The 24,322-nt window shown below is 42.4% G+C and carries 19 protein-coding genes and 1 pseudogene; 15 read left to right on the top strand and 5 right to left on the bottom strand.

The genetic code is table 11. The features are described from left to right. Window positions 1-16 precede the first annotated feature (16 nt). Window positions 17-949 carry a lipoyl synthase gene (gene lipA / locus NIE32_RS08105; RefSeq protein ID WP_253054660.1) on the top strand — a complete coding sequence of 311 codons (933 nt, stop codon included), beginning with the start codon at window positions 17-19 and terminating at the stop codon, window positions 947-949. Window positions 950-1,185: 236 nt separating this feature from the next. Here the strand turns inward: lipA and gltC are convergent, their stop codons facing one another. Further along, on the bottom strand, window positions 1,186-2,091 hold the full coding sequence (gene gltC, locus NIE32_RS08100) for a glutamate biosynthesis transcriptional regulator GltC (RefSeq protein ID WP_253054658.1): 906 nt from the start codon (window positions 2,089-2,091) through the stop codon (window positions 1,186-1,188). A 186-nt stretch (window positions 2,092-2,277) separates the two neighbouring features. Between gltC and gltB the strand changes: the two genes are divergently transcribed. The 8 genes from gltB to NIE32_RS14355 all read left to right on the top strand — a co-directional run bounded on the left by gltB (window position 2,278) and on the right by NIE32_RS14355 (window position 16,871). Beyond that, the gene (gene gltB, locus NIE32_RS08095) at window positions 2,278-6,828 is read left to right on the top strand and encodes a glutamate synthase large subunit (protein ID WP_253054656.1); all 4,551 of its coding nucleotides are present in this window, start codon (window positions 2,278-2,280) and stop codon (window positions 6,826-6,828) included. A gap of 55 nt (window positions 6,829-6,883) precedes the next feature. Beyond that, entirely contained in the window at window positions 6,884-8,347 is a 1,464-nt protein-coding gene (locus NIE32_RS08090; RefSeq protein ID WP_253054654.1) for a glutamate synthase subunit beta, read from the top strand. 239 nt (window positions 8,348-8,586) lie between these two features. Further along, the gene (locus NIE32_RS08085; RefSeq protein ID WP_253054652.1) at window positions 8,587-10,104 is read left to right on the top strand and encodes a Ppx/GppA phosphatase family protein; all 1,518 of its coding nucleotides are present in this window, start codon (window positions 8,587-8,589) and stop codon (window positions 10,102-10,104) included. 10 nt (window positions 10,105-10,114) lie between these two features. Next, on the top strand, window positions 10,115-12,262 hold the full coding sequence (locus NIE32_RS08080; protein WP_253054650.1) for an RNA degradosome polyphosphate kinase: 2,148 nt from the start codon (window positions 10,115-10,117) through the stop codon (window positions 12,260-12,262). A gap of 282 nt (window positions 12,263-12,544) precedes the next feature. Further along, on the top strand, window positions 12,545-12,928 hold the full coding sequence (gene nrdI / locus NIE32_RS08075) for a class Ib ribonucleoside-diphosphate reductase assembly flavoprotein NrdI (protein WP_253054648.1): 384 nt from the start codon (window positions 12,545-12,547) through the stop codon (window positions 12,926-12,928). Further along, window positions 12,891-14,996, top strand: a complete 2,106-nt coding sequence (gene nrdE, locus NIE32_RS08070) for a class 1b ribonucleoside-diphosphate reductase subunit alpha (RefSeq protein ID WP_253054646.1) — start codon at window positions 12,891-12,893, stop codon at window positions 14,994-14,996. The genes nrdI and nrdE overlap by 38 nt, the downstream gene beginning before the upstream one ends. A 53-nt stretch (window positions 14,997-15,049) precedes the next feature. After that, a complete protein-coding gene (gene nrdF / locus NIE32_RS08065) occupies window positions 15,050-16,030 on the top strand; it encodes a class 1b ribonucleoside-diphosphate reductase subunit beta (RefSeq protein WP_253054644.1) in 981 nt (326 codons plus the stop codon). A 199-nt stretch (window positions 16,031-16,229) separates the two neighbouring features. Further along, complete coding sequence (locus NIE32_RS14355) at window positions 16,230-16,871, top strand: YpjP family protein (protein WP_253054642.1); 642 nt, start codon at window positions 16,230-16,232, stop codon at window positions 16,869-16,871. 222 nt (window positions 16,872-17,093) lie between these two features. On the opposite strand, the gene NIE32_RS08055 is transcribed toward NIE32_RS14355, so the two are convergent. The 4 genes from NIE32_RS08055 to NIE32_RS08040 form a co-directional block, all read right to left on the bottom strand. Then, window positions 17,094-17,741: a GDSL-type esterase/lipase family protein gene (locus tag NIE32_RS08055; protein ID WP_253054641.1), complete on the bottom strand. Its 648-nt coding sequence runs from the start codon at window positions 17,739-17,741 to the stop codon at window positions 17,094-17,096. Between the two features lie 152 nt (window positions 17,742-17,893). Beyond that, window positions 17,894-18,712, bottom strand: coding sequence for a CAP domain-containing protein (locus tag NIE32_RS08050; RefSeq protein ID WP_253054639.1), 819 nt, complete (start codon window positions 18,710-18,712; stop codon window positions 17,894-17,896). 428 nt (window positions 18,713-19,140) lie between these two features. Then, window positions 19,141-19,476, bottom strand: coding sequence for a spore coat protein (locus NIE32_RS08045; RefSeq protein WP_253054637.1), 336 nt, complete (start codon window positions 19,474-19,476; stop codon window positions 19,141-19,143). After that, window positions 19,476-19,754 carry a hypothetical protein gene (locus NIE32_RS08040; RefSeq protein WP_253054635.1) on the bottom strand — a complete coding sequence of 93 codons (279 nt, stop codon included), beginning with the start codon at window positions 19,752-19,754 and terminating at the stop codon, window positions 19,476-19,478. The genes NIE32_RS08045 and NIE32_RS08040 overlap by 1 nt, the downstream gene beginning before the upstream one ends. 175 nt (window positions 19,755-19,929) lie before the next feature. On the opposite strand from NIE32_RS08040, the gene NIE32_RS08035 reads away from it, so the two are divergent. The 6 genes and pseudogenes from NIE32_RS08035 (at window position 19,930) to sufC (ending at window position 24,308) form a co-directional block, all read left to right on the top strand. Further along, window positions 19,930-20,295: a Spx/MgsR family RNA polymerase-binding regulatory protein gene (locus NIE32_RS08035; RefSeq protein ID WP_253054808.1), complete on the top strand. Its 366-nt coding sequence runs from the start codon at window positions 19,930-19,932 to the stop codon at window positions 20,293-20,295. Between the two features lie 116 nt (window positions 20,296-20,411). After that, window positions 20,412-20,792 carry a glycine cleavage system protein GcvH gene (gcvH, locus tag NIE32_RS08030; protein WP_253054633.1) on the top strand — a complete coding sequence of 127 codons (381 nt, stop codon included), beginning with the start codon at window positions 20,412-20,414 and terminating at the stop codon, window positions 20,790-20,792. A 383-nt stretch (window positions 20,793-21,175) separates the two neighbouring features. Next, window positions 21,176-21,934 carry an RNA polymerase sigma-I factor gene (gene sigI / locus NIE32_RS08025; RefSeq protein ID WP_253054631.1) on the top strand — a complete coding sequence of 253 codons (759 nt, stop codon included), beginning with the start codon at window positions 21,176-21,178 and terminating at the stop codon, window positions 21,932-21,934. Window positions 21,935-21,950: 16 nt separating this feature from the next. After that, window positions 21,951-22,904: an anti-sigma factor domain-containing protein gene (locus NIE32_RS08020; protein ID WP_253054629.1), complete on the top strand. Its 954-nt coding sequence runs from the start codon at window positions 21,951-21,953 to the stop codon at window positions 22,902-22,904. A 116-nt stretch (window positions 22,905-23,020) separates the two neighbouring features. Further along, window positions 23,021-23,251 (top strand): annotated as a pseudogene (locus tag NIE32_RS08015) (MetQ/NlpA family ABC transporter substrate-binding protein); the annotation flags it as partial. Window positions 23,252-23,525: 274 nt separating this feature from the next. Then, entirely contained in the window at window positions 23,526-24,308 is a 783-nt protein-coding gene (gene sufC, locus NIE32_RS08010; RefSeq protein WP_253054627.1) for a Fe-S cluster assembly ATPase SufC, read from the top strand. Window positions 24,309-24,322 lie beyond the last annotated feature (14 nt).

The following is a 24,322-nucleotide window of genomic DNA, read 5'->3' as shown; positions in this document are numbered from 1 at the left end:
TTAGGAGGGCAAGCACATGGATCAACGTGGAACGTATTTGAGAAAACCGGAATGGTTGAAGATTAAGCTGAACACCAATCAAGATTATCGTGACATTAAACATTTAATGCGTGAGGAACGGCTACATACTGTTTGTGAAGAAGCAAAATGCCCGAATATTCATGAATGCTGGGCATCACGTCGTACTGCGACTTTTATGATCCTCGGTGATATTTGTACTAGAGGCTGTCGTTTTTGTGCGGTAAAGACCGGCCGACCTACAGAACTGGATCTTCGGGAACCTGAGCGTGTGGCAGATTCGGTTTGCAAAATGCAATTGCGCCACGTTGTCGTCACTGCGGTTGCTCGGGATGACTTAACAGACGGGGGTGCCTATGTTTTCGCTGAAACAATACGTGCGATTCGTAGAAAAGCTCCATACTGTACCATCGAAGTGCTTCCTTCGGACATGAAGGGCGATGATGAGAGTATTTTAACTTTGATGGAAGCGAAGCCTGACATTTTTGATCATAATATTGAAACCGTACGAAGGTTGACCAAACGCGTGCGAGCGATTGCAACCTATGATCGTTCACTTGCCGTTCTGAAAAGGGTAAAGGAACTTAGTCCGAATACACCTGTGAAGTCAAGCATTATGGTGGGACTCGGAGAAACAAAAGAAGAGATTTTAGAAGCAATGGACGATTTGCTTGCCAATCACGTCGACATTATGGTGATTGGGCAATATCTACAGCCAACACGTAAACATCTTGATGTTGTCCGTTATTATTCACCAGAAGAATTCAATGAACTGAAAGAAATTGCATTGGCGAAAGGCTTCAAACATTGTGAAGCAGGCCCACTTGCACGATCTTCGTATCATGCAGATGAACAAGTTGGAGAAGAGTCACGACGTCGTCATGACCAACTAATAAAGCAATTAGATAAAAAAGAAACGGGAACTGAATAAGCTTAACGAGTAGCGGGTGTCTCAAAAGTCTATGGACTGTGAGACACCTTTTTATATGGCATATTATTGATTAAGCACGTAGGTGTGAGACTCCTGCAGGATCAGCGAGCCGAGAGAAACCCCGCAGGCTTTATGGATTCTTCCGAGGAGGCTCCCGGATCGCCTGCGGTGGCCCCTGATGATCGCGAGCAAACGGGGGGCAGAATAAGTTGGATCCCCTTTGGAACAACTCTGTTTCATTGCCCAAAACGATGCAAGCGTTCATAGAATTCATCGATGAATAAGAAAAAGAGTTGTTCAGATGGTGCGAGATCACGGTCACGCGGTCGGATAATACCAACGGATCGTGACAGTTTTGGAGCACTCAAAGGAACTGCTGCAACAGACTCGGGAAGATTATAAGCAGCAGCATTTTCCGGCATTAATGCAATCCCGAAATTAGAAGCAACCAGACTTTTAATCGTATCCATATCTTCACCCTCAAAGACGATATTTGGTACGAAGCCTGCTTGTCTGCACGCATCCCGAAATAATTCTTGTAAGGAAAGTTTGCTGCGGAATGTGATGAAGCGTTCTTTTTTTAATTGACTCAATGGAAGGGATCCTCGTTTTGCTTTTTCATGCTGCTTTGACATCAAGAGAACCATATCTTCAGTATATAGAATACTGCTGCGTACGAGCTCGTGGTGCTTTGGAACCGGGGATGCGAAAGCGAGATCAATATTGCCCTTTTCAATCAATTTAATTAAATAGGGAACGGTTCCTTGGTGTAATTGAAAATCAATACCCGGATGTATATTGTGGAAATCCTGTAAAACAATGGGTAAAGTGTGTACCGAAAGACTAGTTGAGATACCTAGTCTAATTAAACCGGTTTCAGGATTCAGATATTCCTTAATTTTTTGCTCGGCTTTATTAAATTCGAGCAGTCCGCGTTCCGCATGGTCAAGAAAAATTTTACCAGCTTGAGTAAGTTGAATGTTCCGCCCCTTACGCGTAAAGAGTGCGACGCCCAGCTCATCCTCGAGAAGGGAAATCTGTCGGCTGATCGCACTTTGTGCCACATGGAGAGCTGCAGATGCCTGGGTGATATGCTCTCTTGTTGCAGCCTCGATAAAGTATTGAATTTGTCTTAACTCCATGACTCGAAGACCCCATTCATCTAATATCGATATTAATTTATTCTAAATTATATATTGTAAAGATTGATAATGAAAGAGTAAAATAAATACACCATACTTTTGACCTAAAGAGAGATAAAAAGTACATTTTCAGAAAAATCACACATAAGTGATGCGTGATTGCAACCAGAAGGAAGGATGAGGTTTATGAAGACCAAGGGTCAGACGAGAGAGAGACCAGAAGGCTTGTATCGCCCGGAATTTGAGCATGATGCATGCGGGATTGGGTTATACGCGGACATTAAAGGACGCGCATCCAATGAGATAGTTAGAACAGCACTGGAAATGTTGGCAAGGCTTGACCATAGAGCTGGGAAAGCTGCCGATGGGAAAACTGGAGACGGTGCCGGTATTTTGGTACAGATTCCTGATCGTTTCTTTCAGGAAGTTTGCAATTTTGAATTGCCTCCTGCCGGACACTACGGCGTCGGCATGTTTTTCATGCCTCAGGATCGTTCAAGCCGACTTGTTGCGATTGGAAAAATAAAAGCGTGCATCGCTGCGCGTAATTTAAGAATATATGGTGAACGTGATGTGCCGATTGATGAGAATGAGATCAGCCGTCTGGCACGCAGTAAAGCGCCGTACATGTATCAAATGTTCATCGGTACAGCGAATCAGGATTCCGGTCAGGAACTGGATTCCAAATTGTATTTACTGAGAAAAGCAATTGAAGCGAAACTTAAAGATGAACTGTATGTTGCTAGTCTTTCGAGTCAAACGATGGTCTATAAAGGCATGCTCCGTGCAAAAGAAGTGTCAGCATTTTATACGGATTTGCAGGATGAACGGTTTGTTTCAGCTGTTGCATTAGTGCATTCTCGTTATAGTACTAATACATTCCCAAGCTGGGAACGTGCACATCCAAACCGGATGATTGTACACAACGGAGAAATTAACACGATCCGTGGAAATATGAGCTGGTTTACGGCAAAAGCGAAACATCTTAACGGAGGAAAACTCCCACAGATTATTGATCCGGAAGGCAGCGATTCAGCGATCTTCGATAACGTTCTTGAATTTTTGACTTATCATGGTTTCTCACTTCCTCACGCTGTCATGATGATGGTACCGGAACCTTGGGAAGGTGACAGTGATCTTCCTGACTATTTGCGGAATTTTTATGAATTCCATAGTCGTGTTATGGAACCGTGGGACGGACCGATGGCTCTCGGATTCTGCAACGGTAAGCAAATTGGGGCGATTCTTGATCGTAATGGTCTCCGCCCTGCACGTTATTACATTACAAATGATGATAAAGTTGTCTTTTCATCTGAAGTTGGCGTTGCAGATCTCAAGGCAGAAGATATCAAACAGCGCTGTCATTTAAAGCCAGGGCAACTCTTGCTCATTGATACGGAAAAAGGAAAGATTGTACCCAGTGATGAATTGAAGAAAGAGATTTGCACTTCAATTGACTATCAAGACTTGCTCAATCAATCCGTAATAAAGCTTAACCGAAATCATGGAAACGGTGATCTCCACTCTGATGAACGACGATTGTTTCAACAGAAAGTTTTCGGTTATACGTACGAAGATGTAACAAAAGCCATTCAACCGATGGCTGAACAGGGAAAAGAACCAACTGGATCAATGGGGAACGACACGCCGCTCGCGGTGTTATCGAATAAATCGCAACTTCTCTTTGATTATTTTAAGCAATGGTTTTCACAGGTTACCAATCCGCCGATCGATGCGATTCGAGAAGCTCGGGTTATGTCTAAGATCACTTGGCTTGGGCCTCAGATTAGCTTGCTCGATCCAAGCAAGCACGTAACATCGCAAATTCGCTTGAAACACCCGGTGCTTGATCGTAAAGCATTCCAAGATCTCCACCACCAAAAGTTGAAGACGCGGATTATCGGAACAACATATCCGGCAAAGGAAGGGGAATTTGGCCTTTCAAGTGCTGTTGATCAATTGATTCTTCATGTTGATGAAGTTATCCACGATGGGGCATCGCTGATCATTCTCTCTGATCGCGGAGTTGATGAAAATAGTTTGTCCATCCCATCACTACTCGCAGTGAGTGCACTTCATCATCATTTGATTAAGCAGGGAACTCGTCCTCAAATCAGTTTGATTGTCGATTCGGGTGAACCGAGAGACAGTCATCAAGTAGCGGCATTACTTGGGTACGGTGCGGATGCTGTTCATCCATACTTAGCTCTTGAAACTGTGCAAGCGCTCGTTAACGCAGATCATCTGACAATCGATGAAGAAAAAGCAGAACAAAATTACATCAAGGCTTTGGTCGCTGGGATCGTTAAAATTATGTCAAAAGTCGGCATATCGTCGATCCAAAGTTATCGAGGGGCACAAACCTTTGAAGCTCTAGGCTTATCCAATCGACTCATTGATAAATATTTTGAAGGAACCGTATCGCAAATTGGTGGAATTGGTTTAGACGAAATCGAAACGGAAACAATTCTACGACATAAAAAGGCGACTGAGGAATATCATCAAGGCAGTATGAAACCTCTTGATGCTGGAAGTACTATGCAATGGAGACAAGGCGGCGAACAGCATAAAATTGAACCGCTTATTGTGCACACGCTCCAACAGGCTGCTCGAAATAACGATTACAAACTCTATAAAGACTATGCTGAAATGGTAGATCATGCACCATTTTCAACGATTCGAAGCTTGCTAACTTTCGAGAAAGATCGGAAACCTATCCCTCTGGACGATGTTGAACCCGTTGAAAGCATTTTGAAACGCTTTAAGACCGGTGCAATGTCCTACGGTTCAATTAGTAAGGAAGCACATGAAGCGATGGCGATTGCGATGAACCGGATCGGAGGAAAAAGTAATAGTGGTGAAGGTGGAGAAGATGCTGAACGCTTTACACGTGAGGCAGATGGCACATGGCGTCGAAGCTCCATTAAACAGGTTGCATCAGGACGATTTGGTGTGACGAGCTATTATTTATCTGAAGCAGATGAACTGCAAATTAAGATGGCTCAAGGTGCGAAACCGGGTGAAGGTGGGCAATTACCTGCAGGAAAAGTGTATCCTTGGATTGCAAAAACACGTCATGCAACCACTGGAGTTGCACTAATTTCGCCGCCACCACACCATGATATTTATTCAATTGAAGATTTAGCACAATTAATTTATGACCTTAAGTCCAGTAATCCGAAGGCAAGAATTAGCGTTAAGCTCGTTGCTAAAGGCGGTGTTGGTACGATTGCTGCCGGTGTTGCCAAAGGCAAAGCAGATGTGATCTTAATCAGTGGTCACGATGGTGGCACTGGGGCTGCATCAAAGACGAGTATCAAACATGCAGGATTGCCTTGGGAAATTGGCTTAGCAGAAGCGCATCAAACCTTAATGATGAATGGATTGCGAGATCGTGTCCGTCTTGAAACCGATGGTAAATTAATGACCGGCCGTGATGTGCTCATTGCAGCGTGCCTTGGTGCCGAAGAATTCGGTTTTGCTACGGCTCCGCTTGTTGTACTTGGCTGTCTCATGATGCGCGCTTGTCATTTGGACTCATGTCCTGTAGGTATTGCAACGCAAAATCCTGAATTGCGTAAGAACTTCATGGGGAGTCCGGACCATATTGTTAACTTCATGACCTTCATTGCTGAAGATATTCGTGAACAGTTGGCGAAACTCGGTTACCGTTCCCTTAATGAGGTTGTTGGCCAGGCACATCTATTGAGAATAAAAAAGTCTGTGCATAGTCACTGGAAAGCACGTACGTTGGATCTTTCCGATCTGCTTTACCAAGCAGAGAGCGATGTTTCCAAACGTTATTTTGCTCGTGCTCAGGAACATCACGTAGAACGACGCTTCGATGAACGAAATCTTGTTGCAACATGTTTACCAACTATTGAGAATAAGAAGCCAGTTCATCTTGTCTATAAATTAAAGAATTCAGATCGTACTGTTGGGTCTACACTGGGCTATTTCATCTCACGATCAACAGAAGGAAAAGGACTTCCAGAAGATACAATTACTTTATCCTTTACCGGAAGTGCAGGGCAGAGCTTTGCGTCATTCATTCCAAAAGGCGTGACGATGATCTTGACCGGCGATGCCAATGATTATGTGGGTAAGGGCTTGTCCGGTGGTAAAGTGATCATTAAGTCAGAAGACTTGGATGATATGAGCACAGATCCTCAGGCAATGATGGGAAATGTTGGCCTATTTGGAGCGACGAGCGGAGAGGCGTATATTCGTGGTACTGCTGGTGGACGTTTTTGCGTCCGTAATAGTGGTGCTACAGCCGTTGTCGAAGGTGTAGGTGAAAATGGCTGCGAATATATGACAGGAGGCCGCGTCGTTGTCCTTGGATCTGTTGGCCGTAATTTTGCTGCTGGTATGTCGGGCGGAACCGCGTACATTTTGCCGGATGAGCAACCGGATCAAATGATTCATTATATTAATAAGGAACTGGTTAATATTGAACCATTGACTGATAAGCAGGAACAGGATCAGGTTCACCAATTAATTAAGAATCATTTTGAGCATACGGGCAGTCCAAAAGCTGAACAACTGCTCATGAACTGGGAAACATCCATTCAACGAATCATCAAGATTATCCCACGTGATTATGAAGCGATGCTCGAGAAAATTGAGCAATTTGAAGCACAGGGATTGAACGGAGAACAAGCGAAGGAACAGGCGTTTTATCTAAAAAAACAAGGAAAGTTGAGCGTCCGTAACTCTACTTATCTTCCGGTTTAAATTCAAGATCCAAAGTCATGATTCGGATTAATTTTGAAAGGATGAAGTTGATACAATGGGACAATTAATGGGTTTCCTGAATATAGAGAAAAAAAGTCAAAGCGAACGCAAACCGACTGAACGGGTCTTGGATTGGAACGAGTATAAAATTCCTCTCGTAGAAAGCGATGCAAAGGAACAAGCGGCACGCTGTATGGATTGTGGTATTCCGTATTGCCAAATTGGTACTACGATAAATCGAGGAACAACCGGATGTCCGATTCATAATCTCATACCCGAATGGAACGATCTCGTCTACCATGGTCAATGGAAAGAAGCGTACGAACGGCTAGCGAAAACGAATAATTTTCCGGAATTTACATCAAAAGCATGTCCGGCACCATGTGAAGGGTCTTGTACGGCAGGATTTGTTAGCAGTCCGGTCTCTATAAAGTCAATTGAGCGGGCAATTATCGACCGTGCTTTTGATGAGGGATGGGTCGTTCCAAAACCACCGAAACGACGGACCGGGAAAAAGATCGCGGTGATCGGTTCAGGTCCTGCGGGTCTTGCTTGTGCGGATCAATTGAATAAAATTGGTCATCGCGTCACGGTTTTTGAGCGTTCTGATCGACCAGGCGGATTACTCATGTATGGCATTCCAAGCATGAAGATTGAAAAAGATATTGTGGACCGGCGAATCCATTTGCTCGAAGAAGAAGGTATTATTTTTAAAACGAATGTCGATGTCGGAAAAACCGTCAGCGTTCAGTCATTGAAAGATTCATTTGATGCGGTGATCCTTTGTACCGGTGCAGGAAAACACCGTGATGTAGCGATTGAAGGAAGAGGACTGAAGGGCATTTCACCGGCAATGGAATACCTTACAGCGAGCAACCGTCACTTGCTCTATGGAGAAGCGCTCAAAGCGGACTATGATGCCAAAGACAAGAATGTCATTGTCATTGGCGGTGGGGACACTGGCGAAGATTGTGTCGCAACGGCGATTCGCCAAGGCTGCAAGAGTGTTGTCCAGTTTGGTAAACATGGCAAGTTACCGGAACATCGTACGAACAATAATCCGTGGCCGGAGCATCCGAATGTTTTCTCGGTTGACTATGCCTATGAAGAAGCAGAAGAGGTACTTGGCAAGGATCCGCGTGAATATTATGTGGAAACACAAAAATTTCTTAGTGATGCAGAAGGTCATGTTACTGAGCTCATCACCGGCTCCTTTAAGCAGGATAATGATGACGCATCGGTCAAGAAAAACTGGAAAGCAGATCTTGTACTCATTGCCATCGGATTTCAAGGTGCTGAAGATAAAGTCTTTGATGACTTTGAGATTAACAGAGATTCATCTGGTCGTGTCATTGATGCCGATACAACGAGCTATCAGACGAGCCAAGAAGGTGTCTTTGCAGCAGGAGATGCGCGTCGCGGGGCAAGCTTGATTGTCTGGGCAATCGAAGAAGGTCGCAAGGCTGCAGCCGCAGTCGATCTGTACTTGGACAAAAAAAAGTCACTCGTGCATGAATAACGAGAAAACTACGAGGAAGAGCCGATGTTATTCGGCTCTTTTTTTTTTTGATACGAAGGTCTATAAATTTTTGTTTCAAATGCAGCGAAGATGCGAGATGCCGCTACGGGCCAATAAAATTTGGTAAAATATTTGTAAAGATTAGAACTGCTTTCTCATACATGATTAAAATTACTTTATAATAAGAATGAAGTGCTTGAAATGAGAAAAGAGAGACCTAGGTTGTGGGGGTGAGGACGGTGGCAAAACATAAACTGTTCGCATCGATTACGGTTGGCTTGCAAACAATTGTACTAAAGATCGCTGATCTAACTGAGATGTCGATTCTTGAATATGTAAAGGCGGATGTACTTATCGGTGCGGATATCTATAACCATCAGATGATTGCGTTTCAAACAGTAGATCAAGCATGCCATCAGTTAGGTGGATTTGTTCAGATTATGGATGATTATGGAGTGACAAGCTATCGAGCAGTAGCGGCAAGTTCGGTTTTAGAGGCTAGAAATGCAGAATATGTCAAAGAACAGATTCGTATCAAAACCGGTCTTCATGTCGAATGGCTTGCAAACGCTGAAGAGCGTTTTCTTCATAATCAAGCAGTAGCCTATAATACCAATAAATTTAGTCATTTGATCCGGAAAGGAACCATGCTGATTGATATTGGTTCAGGCAGTATGCAACTTACAGTTTATAATAAGGGTCATTTTATATTCTCACGCAATATAAAGCTCGGTCCGCTCCGTATCCGAGAATTATTAGGTGACTTGGAGAGCAAAACCGGTGACTTTGTGGAAATTATGGAGGATTATATTCGGAGTAAAATTGACGGCTATCACCAATTCGCTCCGAAAGAGGTTACTATTGAAAATTTTGTTCTTGTCGGTACAGACTTGCTCGCATTTAAACAAACGTTTATGGAAAAAAAGAATGACACAATCAGCAGAAAAAGATTTGCGGAATTGTATCAACATATTTTAACCATCCCACCTCAAGTGTTGGCAAAAAAGTATCGTGTGCCCTATGATTCTGCTACCCAATTATTACCATCTGCAATGATCTTGAAGAAGACATTGGAGATCACTGGTGCTCAGAGTATTCTTCTATCCGATGCGGATTTAGCCGACGGTATTCTTGTTCATGAGATGTATCTTATGCATAAAAATATTTTGAATCACTCATTTATAGAGGATATCATTGTGTCGGCACGAAATATCGCTGCACGTTATAACTGCGATGAAACGCATATTCACAGTGTTGAGCTTTTTGCACTCCATCTGTTTGATCGACTTAAACGACTGCACGGACTGGATCGGCGGGACAGGCTCCTTCTTCAATTGGCTGCGATCCTTCAGGACACAGGAAGTTACATTGATATGAACACACATTATGTGCATTCCTATTACATCATTCAAGCTTCAGAAATCATCGGTATATCTGAGCATGAACGGGACATTGTTGCCAATATCGCGCGTTATCATAGTGCTGAAACGCCTTCAAATAACTCATCTGCTTTTCAAAAATTGCCGGTAAAAGATCGATTAACTGCAGCAAAGCTTGCATCGATCCTGCGTATCGCTGATGCGCTTGATGACAGTCGTCAGCAAAAGATTGAGAAAATAGCAGTTTCGTTAAGAAACGAACAGGTGACGATTACTGCACATTCAGATGATGATCTTTCACTTGAGAAGCAGACATTTAGAGATAAAGCGGCATATTTTGAAGAAGTATTTGGTTTGAAACCGATTTTAAGAGGATAGGTGGATGCGCATGGACAAGTTTGATCGTAAGGAGTATTTCAGCAATCGTGAACTTAGCTGGTTGCTTTTTAATGATCGTGTGCTGGAAGAGGCAAGAGACAAGGATAATCCGCTATTGGAACGGGTGAAATTTCTAGCGATCACTGCGAGTAACCTGGATGAGTTCTTTATGGTTCGTGTGGCGTCTTTAATTGACATGGTGAAAGTCGGTTATGACAAACCGGATCCATCCGGTTTGAAGCCTGATCAGCAGCTTTCGGCGATCAGCGAAGCTGCGCACCAGATGATTAACCAGCAATATACAACGTATAATCGAATGCTAAAGAAGCTATTGAATGAGCAGCATATTCATATTCTTGATATTGGCGAATTGTCTCAGAAACAACTTGATTTTATCGAGCATTATTTTACTCGTGAGGTTTATCCGGTACTTACGCCTCTGGCGGTCGATTCTTCTCGTCCTTTTCCGCTTATTCTAAATAAGAGTATTAACATCGCCGCATTTATTCATAAGAAGCACAGTAAAACGGCTCATCGAGAGTTTGTGACTGTACAAGTGCCCAATGTGTTGCCGCGCGTTGTTAAGTTGCCGGACCGAGAGGGACATACAAGTTTCATTCTGCTTGAGAACATTATCAGGAAGCATTTGAACCAGTTATTTGTTGGTTATGAACTCGACGAAGCCTCATGTTATCGTGTGATGCGTGATATGGATCTTGAAGTGGACGAGGAAGACACTGAGGACTTGCTTAAGGAGATTGAGAAACAACTCAGGCTGCGTGAGCGGGGCAGTGTCATTCATCTAGACGTTGAGGCTGGTATTAGTGACCGCTTAGTATCCAAACTGTTTGAACGGCTTTCTGTGAGTGCTGACAATGTCTATCGCGTTAATGGTCCGATCGATCTTACTTTCTTATCCAAACTAGCGAGTCAGATAAATGAACCAGGTGAACTGGTATACCCCTCGCACCGACCATTTGTTCACTATGAACTACTGGAACATTCCATTTTCGATGCGATTCGGGCTAATGATATCTTCCTGCATCATCCTTATGAATCGTTTGATCCGGTGATTGAATTGATTCGTCAAGCCTCAAGGGATCCTCAAGTCTTGGCCATTAAAATGACGCTCTACCGAGTTTCCGGAAATTCACCAATTATTCGTTATTTGGAAAAGGCGGCGGAAAATGGAAAACAGGTTACTGTTCTTGTCGAACTTAAGGCCAGATTTGATGAGGAAAACAACATTAACTGGGCGCAAAAGTTGGAGAAAACCGGTTGTCATGTTATTTATGGACTTGTTGGATTGAAGACGCACTGTAAGATGGCGCTTGTAGTACGCAGAGAAACCGATGGAATCAAGCGCTATATGCATTTTGGAACAGGTAACTACAATGATATTACCGCTCGTTTTTATACAGATATGGGACTCCTAACTTGCAATGAGCAAATGGGGGTCGATGCATCGAATGTGTTTAACATGCTTTCAGGCTATTCGGAACCACCGTATTTCCACAAACTCGTTATGGCACCACTATGGTTGCGCAGTACGCTTCTAGATCTGATTGAGACGGAAATAAAAAATGCCCAGGCTGGACGGCCTGCCTTCATTCGTGCGAAGATGAACGCACTGAGCGATGAAGAAATCATTAAAGCATTGTACCGGGCTTCTGCTGCCGGGGTTTCGATTCAGTTGATTGTGCGGGGAATATGCTGTCTAAGAACAGGGATTCCGGGAATTAGTGATCATATTGACGTACATTCGATCGTCGGCAGATATTTGGAACATAGCCGAATCTATCTTTTCGGAAACGGCGGGGAAACACAAGTCTTCCTTGCAAGCGCTGATTTAATGCCTAGAAATATTAATCGGCGTGTAGAATTGATGTTTCCTATTGAAGACGAGGCGATTAAAACCACGATTATTGATTTATTTAACATGATGATGAAGGATAATGTAAAAACGCGTGTACTGGGAAATGATCATCGTTATGAGAAGCAAGATCGCCGAGGGAAGACACCATTTAATGTGCAGGAATATCTTGCCGACCAAGCTGAACAGCAAACGATGCGACGGGAGCATTCATTGCGTGAGAAACGAATGTTTACGCCGATTAAAGGGCATCACGATGATGACTTGATCAATTCTGAAGAATAATTTTGTCCATTTAAAAATTTATCGACATCATCTGGAGAGAATATTTTCCTATTAGCTGGCGATTTTTCGTTTGTTATGGAAGATTTTCTCTCCTTTTATACATTTTTTTCGTGTTGAATCAAGTGAAAACATGTCTTATTATTAAAGATAGTTTCTAAGAATGAACGAACATTTCACTTGAATTTTAACTATATATTGTGGTATCTTATTATTCATAAACAACATGTTGTGATTGTGGTGAATAAAAAGAAGGAACTACTAATATGAAAGGAGGGGCGTCGAATGCGAATCTTGTACGCAACAATGACCGGCAATGTCAAAAGGTTTTTGGCAAAAACGGGACTTGCACATCAACCGATCAGTAGTGTCGAAAAAATTGACGAACCTTTTGTCTTGGTCACGAACACGATTGGTTTTGGCGACGCTCCTGATCAAGTGAAAGACTTTTTAAGTAGAAATGAACGGAATCTTGTCGCCGTCGCAGCGAGCGGAAACCGGAACTGGGGACGTAATTTTGCACACGCTGCGGATGTCGTGGCGGCAATGTACCATGTGCCTATTTTGTATAAGTTTGAACTTGGCGGGACAGATCATGATGTAATTGAATTTCGAGAGAGGGTGAAGGCACTTGCCGAACGAAGCGACAAAATCAAAATCTTACACTGAATTGAATAATGAGGTGCTGACACGCGGGGAAGACGGTTTTTACCGATTAGATAAAGACAAAGAAGCTATCGATGTCTACATGGAAGAAGTTCGAGAAAAGACGGTGCATTTTGACAGTATTTTGGATCGACTGCACCACTTGGTCAATGAACAATACTACTATAACGTCTTTGCAGAATATGCAGACGAACAAATTGAACAGGTGCACCGTATGGCAGCGGACTATAATTTCCAATTTAAATCTTATATGGCTGTAAGTAAATTTTATCGCGATTATGCCATGAAAACCAATGATAAATCTCACTATCTTGAGAGTTATGCAGAACGTGTCTCGATCGTTTCACTGTTCTTAGCACGTGGAAATTATGAGTTGGCTGTCCGTTTCATGCGTGCGATGATGGAACAACGCTATCAGCCGGCAACGCCGACTTTTTTGAATGCAGGAAAAGCACGTCGCGGAGAAATGGTTTCCTGTTTCCTAATTGAATCGGATGATTCACTGAACTCGATTAATTACATAGAGAGTACCTCCCAGCAACTTTCAAAAATTGGTGGCGGTGTGGCATTGAATCTTTCTAAGATCCGTGCGCGCGGCGAAGCCATAAAAGGTGTTGAAGGTGTCGCAAAGGGCGTTGTGCCTGTTGCACGTAAACTGCAGCTTGGATTCTCTTATGCGGATCAATTAGGACAAAGACCGGGTGCCGGGGCTGCCTATTTAAATATTTTTCATTGGGATGCACCAGAATTCTTGGATACGAAAAAGGAAAATGCTGATGAAGATATTCGACTCTCGACACTTTCGATCGGTCTGATTGTCCCTGGAAAATTCTTTGAACTCGCGGAAGCAGGCGAACCATTCTATATGTTTGCCCCATATACGGTGTATAAGGCATACGGGAAACATCTAGATGATATGGACATGGATGAAATGTACGACAAGCTTGTTGCTAATCCTGCAGTGAAAAAGAAAGTTGCAGATTCGCGTGAGTTCTTAAATCTGATTGCTCAAATGCAGATGCAATCCGGTTATCCTTATATTTTCTACAAAGACAATGCTAACAAGAACCATCCGTTGCACCGTCTTGGCGATATTAAAATGTCCAATCTCTGTACTGAAATTTTCCAGTTGCAGGAAACGTCTACGATTAACGACTATAATCAGCCAGATGAAATTCGTCGCGATGTGTCATGTATTCTGGGCTCCCTGAACATTGTTAATGTGATGGAAACCGGTGAGATTCGTGATTCTGTACATGCAGGAATTGAAGCATTGACTCAGGTTAGTGAGATGACCGATATTTCTAATGCACCTGGTGTCAGCCTTGCCAACCGTGAATTGCATTCCGTAGGTCTTGGGGCAATGAATCTCAATGGATACTTGGCGAAGAATCAGCTTGCTTATGAATCCGCAGAAGCACGTGATTTCGCTCGTACCTTTTTCTCGCTCGTGAATTACTACTCCATTGAAAAATCAATGTTAATTGCTAAAGACCGTGGAAACACATTCAAAGGATTTGAAAAATCGGACTATGCGGATGGCTCATATTTTACGAACTATGAACAAGAATTTTTCGCACCGAAGACGGAAAAAGTTGCAGCACTATTCGAAGGGATCCATATCCCGACGACGGAAGAATGGTCGGCACTGAAAGAGAAGGTAGCGAAATACGGCTTATATAATGCTTATCGCTTGGCAGTTGCGCCAACGCAATCGATCAGTTACGTACAGAATGCCACAAGTTCAGTGATGCCGGTTGTAAACATTATTGAACGTCGCAAATATGGTAACAGTGAAACCATCTATCCGATGCCATTCTTGTCCCCGCAGACAATGTGGTACTACAAATCAGCATATCAGACCAATCAATTTCGCGTGATCGACATGATTGCTGAAATACAGCAACATGTTGATCAAGGGATTTCAACGATCCTCTATGTGGACAGCATGACCAGCACAAGACAATTAGCAAGGCTCTATGTGTACGCGCACAAAAAAGGATTGAAATCTCTCTACTATACAAGAACACAGCTCCTGTCGCCTGAAGAATGCACAGCTTGCTCAGTCTGATGAGCATAGATCGAGCTTATATAATCATAGATAATGAAGGATGGATTGTTTAGATGAAAGCCATTAACTGGAACAGCAGCGACAATCAGGTCGCGAAGGTTTACTGGAAACAAAACATTAACCAGTTCTGGACAGAAGAAGCTTTTAAAGTATCACGAGATTTGGCTGACTGGTCGAAGATGAACGATGATGAACGCACAACCTATGTCGAAGTATTATCCGGGCTTACGGGGCTTGACCGTGAACAAGGGGATAACGGCATGCCATTGGTTGCGATTCATCATGATAATATGCATGAACAGGCGGTTTTCGCTTGGATGGGCATGATGGAGCATATTCACGCAAAGTCATATTCTCATATTTTTTCGACATTGATTTCGTCAAAAGAGACCGCACATTATCTTGGTGAGTGGGTGAATCAGCAACCCGAACTTCAGGAAAAGTATCGCTTAATCGCGCACTGGTATAACCAGCTTTATGACAAACGCGAAAATGTGACGCCGTTCAAGCGTTATATGGCGATGGTTGCTTCTGTATTTCTTGAAAGCTTTTCATTCTACAGTGGTTTCTTCTATCCGGTATTCTTATCCGGACAAGGTCACATGATTGCAAGCGGTGAGATCATTCGCAAAATCATTCAAGACGAATCGATCCACGGAAGTTTTACAGGAATGGTCGCACAGCGTTTGTACCGTGATGAACTTACAGATGAAGAACGACAAACTGCCGATTACGAAAGGGAAACACTTCTTGACAAGTTGATTGAAGTTGAGAAAAGATATACAGCTAAGATCTATACAAAGATCGGACTTGTTGAAGACGTGATGAACTATGTGTACTATAATGCGAATCGGGCTCTGCAGAATTTGGGCTATGATGATAAGTATGAGCATGCACCGGTCAGTCAAATTGTCTTGAACGGTATCGACACGAGCACGATTAATCATGACTTTTTCTCGACGAAAGGCGACTATGTTGTTCCTCTGAATATTGAACCGTTAACTGACGAAGATTTTAACTTCGATAATGTATAAGTTGCTGGAAAAGTTCCGTTCCTTAAGTGGTTCGGAACTTTTTTGCACAACAAGCAGAATAAAAGTTCATCTTGAAAGGTAATGTAATTTTGATATAGACTTGGAATAGTTTCCTAGATTTCTTTATGAGACTGTCCGAAAAGAAAAGTATCAGCGAATGATTATGGTTGATGAAGTTTGTTAATGGAGGTAAGTTGTTGTGGTCCCTCAATGGATAAAGAAAAGCTTTGTTGCCTGTATTGCTCTATTAACCTTTGGTACGGTCATACCGACGCTACCGGCGCATCATCTTGAAAAACAGAATGATAAGCAAAATGTTCAGAAGACGAAGGCGCCTGAATCAAAAATCGGCTTCGGTAACCATACGAGCGACCACGAGACAGCGGAGCTTCCATGGAGTAGTACTTCAACTGCTGATCTTTCAAAGTCAGAACTGATTGATCGTTTCTCGAGATACGCATTTAATGAGGCAGAAAAGCAAGGTTTGAATAAATTCGGAACTCGGATTGCGACGCGAATAAATCATCAATATTCAGAGCAAATTGTGCCGGGATTCGCACAAGCAATACGTGAGGTCAGTGACGCTCATGATTCGGCTTGGGTTCGAGAACTGGCTGTTACGCATACACCGGCATCAGGTTTAGGTGAGCGAATTCTGCATGTCTATAACAAGCAGACAGGATCAGAAATTTTGAAACTGCATGTGCGCCGTGATCATCCGCCACTAGATGGGTACTACTTTAATTTCCACTATCATACGGCATTTGATGGCTTTCAGAAACATCATGAACTTAAAACAATCTATTGGGGAAAAAACATGCCACCAAAATGGAGAGCATGAGAAGAAGCGACCGGAGCAAATGCTGCTCCGGTTTCTTGTTCAAAAATAAGAACGTAATAATAGAGCAACGATGCGAGACACCTATAGGATCGGGTGCCTGCGAAACCGCAGATTTTTGGCTGTTGGATCAGGCTTACGGTGCGCCCGCGACAAGCGAGCATTCGAATTCGAAGGCAGTTTTTCCCCAGTGTTTTTCTCATACTCGCTAACTATTAACGATAGTTATGCTGGTAGGAAGGGATCAAAACCAATGGATGCCGTGACATCAGCCATGATCCGGTAACCGATAGGATTTGGATGGATGTGATCAAAACTGAGCAATTGAGGTTCATTGCCAGTAAATGCATGATAGATGTCTGCAACGCGAACGAAAGGATACTGCTCCAGCTCCTCAAGATGTCTGTTATAATCTTCAAGCCATTCGTTCGTATTCGGAATATAGAAGAGCGGGTTATATAGGTTCAGGATCCGAATCATGTATGGTGCTGACTGTTCCGAGTGAAGGGCAGTAATTCGTTGAATCATTTGTTCAATATAAAATAAACTTTGCTGTGAAGCTAGGCGAACAGCTGAAAAATCTCCTGTTCTTAGCCAATGTCTTCCGGCACGGAGAAAGTCATTTCCACCCCCTGTCAATGTAATAAATTGAGCATGTTGAATGGCTTCACGAACATTCGGTTGTTGACTATAACTGAATAGATCAACTGTGGTCGCCCCATTCTTCGCAAAAACACGTTTCATTATCGGCATCTGGCAGTATGCTTCAAGTGCTTGCTGATAAAGCTTTACAAAATTCGGTTGAAATAGAGTAGAACCAACCCCGACGGTCAATGAATCACCGAGCGCGACATAAAGTGGACGCGCACTCATTCTGTTCACCTCCGATCAAGCTTATTATGCTACTAGTGTATTCAAGGAGCGAAACGGGGTTCAGTGTGAGAATAAACAAAAACAGCGTCCACATGTGAAACACAGTGAGACGCTGTTTTCTTTTGGGATCGTCAATTTTTCAGAAAAGAGGATTAGTTGCCGATGAATTCCTGTGTCCAATAGGAGCCGTAAGATCCGCCTTGGACATAGCCGACGCCGATCGTTGTATAGCTGGCATTTAGTATATTGGCACGGTGGCCAGGGCTATTCATCCAACCATTCACAACTTCCTCAGGAGTTTTCTGTCCTGCTGCGATATTTTCGCCGGCACTTCTGTAAGTAATTCCAAATTGTTTCATCATATCAAATGGAGAACCATAAGTCGGAGACTGATGATCGAAATAGTTCTTATCGCTCATATCCTGAGATTTTGCACGTGCCATTTTTGATAGTGTGCTATTGTCTGCTTTCAATGGTTTGAGTCCAGCTTTCGTTCGTTCCTGATTCGTCAAGTCGACAACCTTTTGCTCAAAAGCGTTCATTTGGCTATTTGATGAAGGTTGATTTCCTGTATTTGACGAATTATTATTTGCTGCTGGTTGCTCAGATTTCTGAGGCTCTGCTTTCTGTGGTGTTTCTGTTTTAGGTGCGTCTGCCTTAGGTGCTTCTGCCTTAGGAGTCTGTTCCTTTTGAGGTGTTGGCGTTGCTACTTTCTCTGGTGTCTGAGCGTCTGCTTGGTTCTGAATTTGTTCCTGAAGTTGTGTAAGATCAAGTGAAATACCAAGTTTACTCAATAATTCATTGAGATCCGGCAGTTGCTGATCTTTCAACTTCCAAGGGTTAAGCAAATTCGTAAATGCTTGTGGGCATGTTTTCTCCTGTGGCTGAGTAGCTGCGTGCGCTTGGCCTCCTGAAACAAGTGGTAAGGCTAGCATTCCTGCGAGTGTTAAACCAATTACTTTCTTTTTCATTGTGTAACTCCCTCCTTGGTTCATAATCTTCGGGATTAGGAGGTTTGTAGTGGGGTAAAAAATAGAATTACATGATGTTACCAGATTTGTGGAAGAAGGAGCCAGTTTCGTAGATTTAGAAAGATGGCACAGTTAATGGGATAGAAATGCGATAGACAATATTAAATCTGGATATGTTCGAGGATCATGTGAGATGATGAAATCTCTTGATTAAGGATCATATAGTGCATCACCTACCATTATTATTGTCGAAAATGTTACCATTTCCCGGGAAATGGATATCTTCGGTCGAAAAAGAGCACATTCAGGACTAGCGTAATAATACCTTTGGATCGATAGATAATCGCACAGTTAATTTGTCGATTATTATAAAAAATAAAAAGCACCATTCTCCATTGAGAATGATGCAAAAGTAGGGCTAAAGGGGCTTATTTAGGAAATTGTTGTTGTGCGTATTGGGTGAATTGCTGCTGTGTCTGTTGTATCTTTTGAGGATCCTGGGATTCAAACTTATACCAGCCCTTGTTGAACATCAGATTATAGAGGTCTCGTTGATACTCGGATGTTTGATCAAACACAGACTTAATATCTTGGTACAGCTCTTGGTGGCTGGCTTCCTGAAGGGCATGTACATAAGAAGTACCCAAATACTTTTCACTAAGCAGTACATCATTTAGATAATCACGATCATTCATTTGTACTGTTTTTTGAATTTGGGTTTCTTTATTCTGGATCATCATGGATTGAACCGGCTGTTTTTCCATTATTGCATCACGCCTCCTGCCATTTGTGTTGCTTGGGCATGCTTGCCAAGGTGGTTAAGGATTGACTGATAGTGGCGGATGTGAAGCTGACAGGTCCGATTCATTGCTTGAATGACATCTTGATCTTGACACATTGAAGCATAGGCATGGGCTTTTTTTATTATTTCAAGATTCCACGAAAGCATATCTTCAATGTACGCAAAATCCTTGGTCGACAAGAAAGCCGGCGGTTGTGCAAAATTCATTGGAGACTGCCCGCTCTGTTGCTGCATATTCATGTGATGTTCACACTCCTAATATTTGTATGGTGGCGGTGCTCGTTCTTATTATGTCCTTTGTGTTGTGAAAAAATTGAAAGTACGCATGACGATTTGTCAATATGATGAAAAGATTTTTGAATATCATGGTTGAGTAGGTATAATTAATTAAGCAAAAAAGAAGAAAGGGTGGATGATCTTGCTGACGATGTACAGTTATCCAACTTGTGGTACGTGTCGTAAGGCAAAGAAGTGGCTGAACGATCACGCGATTGCCTATCATGAAATCAACATTTCTCTAGATCCACCGAATCGGGAAGCGCTTCATCGCTTCATCCGGCAGAGTGGTCAACCCATCGGCAAATTTTTCAATATAAGCGGTAAACGTTATCGTGAACTCGGCATTAAAGAAAAGAAAAAAGTTGAACCGGAAGAGAATTGGCTCGATTGGCTAGCCGCTGATGGCATGTTAATTAAACGGCCGATCCTTTCAGATGGAGAAAAAACGACTGTTGGGTTTAGTGAAGCGCTGTTTGAAAAGGAATGGGGAAATAATCAGTAATCGAATAAGAGAAAAACAATCGTTTTTTCCATCTCTTTTTACGCTATAATAAAGAGGACATATCCACTTTGAAAGACTTGAAATTATGGCTGATCACTGAAAACGGAGGCAGAATAATGAGTGTACCTAAAGAATTGTTTTATTCCAAAGATCACGAATGGGTTAAGAAAGAAGCGGACGGGAAAGTCCGGATTGGGATTACAGAATTTGCTCAAAAAGAACTTGGAGACATTGTCTTTGTTGAACTACCTGAAATAGGTGCAGAACTCAATGCTGGCGATTCATTTGGTAGTGTTGAATCTGTAAAAACCGTTTCCGAACTCTATGCACCCGTCAGCGGTACGGTTACTGAAGTTAACGAAGACTTGGAGGATTCACCCGAATTCGTAAATGAATCGCCTTATGAAAAAGCTTGGATGATTGAACTTGACTCAGTAGACGAATCGGCATTTGATGATCTTCTTGATGCTGAAGCTTATGAAAAGCTGATCGGCTGATCCGAGAGATTGCACCAATGCGTGCCAGTTTAACTGGTTTCTCCTTAATATTATGATTCGCTCATAAAACTTAACAACCCTTGTCATCTTTTTGTTACCAGATTGTCGCTTTCAATTCGACAGGAAGCCATGGTATAAAAGAGACAAGGGTTTTTCCTGTTTTCGACAAAATTCATACGATCAGACATTAACAAAAGTTTTTGACAATAGTTATTCCTGTAGTTTGGACATGTTATGTTAGGGAAAAGATGGATGGATATTCAAAAGTCCGGGGGGAATCGTTGTCGACTCTTTTCGTCAACTTATTTCTTTGACCTTATCAGCCCCCTTTGTCCTCCCTTATGACTAAACTCTAGAGATCAAAGCGAGAGGTGACTATTTTGATGAGCGCAAACCAGCTTACTTTAGGCGGAGCGTTTAATATTTCGCTTGAAACGAATATATATCAGGTACAACAGGGTGATGAAACCCTGAGAAACTCAATTATTGAATCTTACCAGCCTTTTATAAAAAAGGTTGTTTCTAAAGTATGCAATCGATTTATTGATCAGACAATGGATGAATTCAGCATCGGCCTTGTTGCTTTTAACGAAGCCATTAATCAGTATCAAAAAGGGCAGGGAAGTAAATTTCTGACTTTTGCAGATATGGTTATACGTCGTAGAATTATCGACTTTATTCGCAAAGAATCAAGACAAGTTCGTCATATATATCTCGAACAAACAAAGCCTACTGATGAGAATGCCATGGAGGAGAGCTTTATTGAGCAACAGGCAGCAATAGACTATTATGAAGAAGAGTGCCGCATGAATGAACGCTTAGAACAAATTGAGAGCTATCAGACGCTTTTGCTGGATTACGGGATTACTTTTGACGTGCTGAGCAAGCACTGTCCGAAACATGCGGATGCTCGTGAAAATGCTAAAGTCTCGGCAAAACGGCTTGTCGAGCACACGGAATTGGTGAACTATTTAAAAAAGAAAAAACAATTACCGATAAAAGATTTGTTGCAATTTGTTTCATGTAGCCGCAAAACCATTGAAAGGAATCGAAAGTATATAATAGCATTATCGTTGATTTATATCGGCGGATTCAGTGCATTAAAGTCATATATTGAGCCGGAGCTTGAATCGGTTCATTGACTGAGAAAGGTGGGGAGTGAAACTGATCAATCAGGGTGTGCTCGTGTCTAAAAAGGGACGGCGCGCAGTTGTTCTGACTAACGACGGCGACTTTAGAGCGGTTAGACTGCGACGTTCGGTGAACCTTTCGGTTGGACAGACTGTTTTGCCCAAACACCTTGTTCAATTTCATCTTTTTCCCCATTCTATTCTGACACCGGTGATCGCGCTAGGATTGTCCATCCTATGTTTTCTGCCTCTTTCTCATAGCACTTATGCACCACCAGGACCGGTGGCAGCATACATCTATTTTGATTTAAAAGCGAGTGTAGAAGCAAGCGTGAATCGAGATATGCAGATTATATCCGTGCAACCTTTAAATGATGAGGGTGTGCAACTCCTTAGAGAATTACCGGTGACCCAGAATATGTCCTTCCAGAAATTTAGTACTGCTCTCTTTTCAACACTGAGGAGTGGGGAACATAAGAAGAATCGTTCACTCTGGTTAATTACGACGGTCTTGACAGATCAAGTCAGTCATCCTCAACAGTCATTATTTGCTCATCGATTGGTTACAACATTTAATACTGGGGCACAAGAGTTAACTCAGGCAAACAACTCTGGAATCGAATGGCTCCATACAACTGTTGAGCGTAAAAAAGATGCCGAAGCACGTGGCTTATCCGTAGGTAAATATTTACTTTATCTTAAGGCTAACGCTTATGGAAAAACATTGACCATTGATGATGCACGGCGCTTATCCGCGGCGCAAATGCAACAGATGTCTACGACCATTTCGTTGCCTTGGAGCACGTTAATCAGGCAAAATGACCGTATTCAGGAACACCAAGCACCAATTGAGAAAGCGTCTTATAAGATGAAATACGTCGAACCTGTATTCCAAGACTCATCGCTTCGTGATGGTCAAATCAAAGAACAAGACACAAGCAGTTATCTATATCCTGCGAGCCCGACAGCAGGTTATGCGTAATGAGTTCATTCCAAGGCGCAATGGATCTGTCCCATTCCAATGATAGAAGAACCCAAACGAGAACGTTTCGCTTGGGTTCTTGTTGTTGGCGCTGTTCATTTCCAGTCGAAGTCATTGATCTTTTTGCCATCAATACGAATTTTGCACTTCAGGCACATCTGGATCCAAAGAAGGATGCATTAATTCTTGAAGGTGCATCTTCTCCTTACGCGAATATTATCGCTGTACGTAAAGGCGATCAAAATAAGAAAGCCATCAAGGATTTAGTTCAAGTCCTTCACTCAAAAACAATTCAAGACTTCATCACCAAACATTATAAAGGAGCGGTACTGCCGGTCTCTGAATAAATGATTAAAAGATGAGAATCGCTCAGCATTTTGCCGGGCGATTTTAATTTTAGCAATTGATTATAATAAGGAACATAAATGCTCGTGACATATTTTTTTCGTTCTTTTTATGTTTATTGAAAACAGCGGTATAATACGGATACATACCTTTGCGCTAAATCATGCGGATTTCTATGTGTTGCTATCTATTTACATCTGATATAATATGATAATGAGAATAGATTGAGAACGACTTTCAATCCGCATAAGACCATAAAGTACTGGAGGTTTTAAAATGACTGTACCGGAATTGAAAATAAACGACCTTCACGTTTCTGTTGAAGGCAAATCCATTGTTAAAGGTTTTGATCTTAATATGAAGGGCGGAGAAATCCATGCCCTGATGGGTCCAAACGGAACAGGTAAATCAACTGTTGCCTCTGCACTTATGGGGCACCCAAAATATAGTGTAACTTCAGGGCAAGCACTACTTGATGGAGAAAATCTTCTTGACATGTCGGTAGATGAACGCGCCCGCGCGGGTATGTTTCTTGCAATGCAGTATCCAAGTGAAGTGAGTGGCGTTACCAATGCTGATTTTCTTAGAACAGCAATCAACGGCAGACGTGGAGAAGGCAATGAAATTCCACTGATGAAATTCATTAAAACCCTTGATAAGAAGATGCAAATGTTGGAAATGGATCAGGCATTTGCTGAACGCTATGTGAATGAAGGTTTCTCTGGCGGTGAGAAAAAGCGTAACGAGATTCTTCAATTAATGATGTTGGAACCGAAATTTGCAATTCTCGATGAAATTGATTCCGGATTGGATATTGATGCCTTGAAATGGGTAGCAAAAGGTGTCAATTCAATGCGCTCAGAAAATTTCGGATGCTTGATCATTACACACTATCAACGACTCCTGAACTATATTAAGCCAGATAAGGTACACATCATGATGCAAGGCCGGATTGTAAAAACCGGTGGCCCTGAACTTGCTTTGCAACTGGAAAAAGAGGGCTATGACGGTATGAAGGCTGAGCTTGGCATTACTGATGATGAAACGGTTGAAGCCTAATAAATAAATGTGAA

The organism is Sporolactobacillus kofuensis (assembly GCF_024125425.1).
GTDB lineage: Bacteria > Bacillota > Bacilli > Bacillales > Sporolactobacillaceae > Sporolactobacillus > Sporolactobacillus kofuensis.
This window is presented reverse-complemented; position numbering and strand designations above follow the sequence as displayed.